Source organism: Bradyrhizobium sp., assembly GCF_036009065.1.
GTDB lineage: Bacteria > Pseudomonadota > Alphaproteobacteria > Rhizobiales > Xanthobacteraceae > Bradyrhizobium.
The window spans coordinates 1-1,736 of the sequence record NZ_DASYMN010000309.1 but is presented as its reverse complement, the minus strand read 5'-3'; the positions used below and the strand labels follow the sequence as shown (position 1 = coordinate 1,736).

At 61.7% G+C, this 1,736-nt stretch carries 1 pseudogene; it reads right to left on the bottom strand.

From position 1 onward, the window contains the following. Positions 1-248 precede the first annotated feature (248 nt). Positions 249-1,555, bottom strand: a pseudogene (locus VGP39_RS19040) (IS3 family transposase). Positions 1,556-1,736: the final 181 nt, after the last annotated feature.

The following is a 1,736-nucleotide window of genomic DNA, read 5'->3' as shown; positions in this document are numbered from 1 at the left end:
ACCCCAGCCAGGACGCGCCGAGCCTGCGCGGTCGGGAAATCCAGCAGGATGGCCGCAAGGATAGGGCGTTGGTGAACGTCGACAGATCGTGGACGACGCAGCTACTCCTCTGGAATCGAGTTCGAGACTCAGGATGAGGCGAGCGCCGCGGTCGAGCGTTTCAACGGGATATTGAGGAGCGCCGAAGGGGTCACGTTCAAGGCGGGATTGTACTGCGGCCCGGTTTTGAGACACCCGGCTGGGCCTATTCAGGCGGCCAACTTTAGATTGGCCATTGCATTCTGATCAAGCCGGCATTGGTCGGCCCGCACTTGGGCTGGGGTACGATAGCCGTGCCGGGCGACGAGCCAAGTTTCGTTGTAGTGCCTGGCGAACTTGATGAGCGCGGCTCGCAGTTCTTCGATGGTATCGAAGGTCCTCACCCACAGCAGGTTCTCCTTCAAGGTTCGGATGAATCGCTCTGCGACGCCATTGCCCTCGGGTTCTCGCACGAAGGAGGGCGAAGCTTCGATCCCCAGGCATTCGATTTCGTCCTGGAAGTCGCCTGACATGTAGTTGGAGCCATGATCGTGACGCAGCTTCAATCCACGCGCCACCCGGGGTGCGATAGCTCCGAAGCAGCGATGCACGCCTTGCCGCACCGGCTCCAGGGCCTCGAAGCGATTGGCCGACCGCGATGCATGAATGCCGACGACTTCCGAGTTGGCGTGTTCGACGGTAACGAAGACATTGGCCCGGCCTTCCCGGACGGTGATCGTCTGCGTCATGTCGGTGCCCCACATTTCATTGGCCTTGTCGGTGATGATCGTTCCATCGTGCGGCTTGGTCTCGGTGCGTCCAACGCGATGCGGCGCGAGCAAGCCGTTCTCCCGCATCACCCGTCGCACACGGCGGGGGCTCGCGCGAACCCCAGCAAAGCGCAATCGCGCCCATAATTTGCGGTAGCCTTCGCCATGCAGGCGGGAGGCGGCTATTTGCCGGCGGATATGATCTGCCAATTCGGCGTCCGAACATGCGCCGACCGGACCAGGGCGACGCGGTGGCGTGTTCGGCTGCGTCTCTTTGAGAGCGCGATAAACGCTGGCGCGCGAGATACTCCACACACGCGCAACACGCGCCAGACCATAACAGCGAGCAACGGAGGGCGAGAGTGCGCAGCTCATCGTCTCGACCTCCTGTGCGCCAAAGGGCGCTTGCCCTCCATCGCCGCGATCTTGCTGTAGAGCAGCTCGTTGTCCATGGTGATCTCGCCCACCTTCGATTTCAGCCGGGCGATCTCATCGTCGCGGTCATCACGTTCGCGCTCTTTCAGAGCTGTTGCTGCTCCAGAAAGCGCGCGGTCGCGCCATTCGGTCAGCTTGGCGACGGAGACATTCGTCTCCCGGGCCACCAGTTCCAACGGCTCGCCGCGCAACAACCGCGCCACGACCGCCAACTTACGCCTAACGGAAAAACGCTTCGGCCCATTCCCTTCAACGTCCGAAGGGGCGCCTGCACCAGCTTTTGGGGAGCGCTCCGGCGCCCCTTCGGGCTTGCGCCCGTCATCATTCGTCATGTCTGACACTCCGGTTGAGGTTCAATTTACCTCAGCCGGGTGTCTCAATTATCCGTGCCGCACCCCATGCCGTGACGCATTGCGCCGGGCACAAAAAAGCCCGGAGCGATCCGCCCGGGCGCGACACGCACAGTTATGATGATGGTCTAAATACACAAGATTCGGTAACGTAAGTCAATCC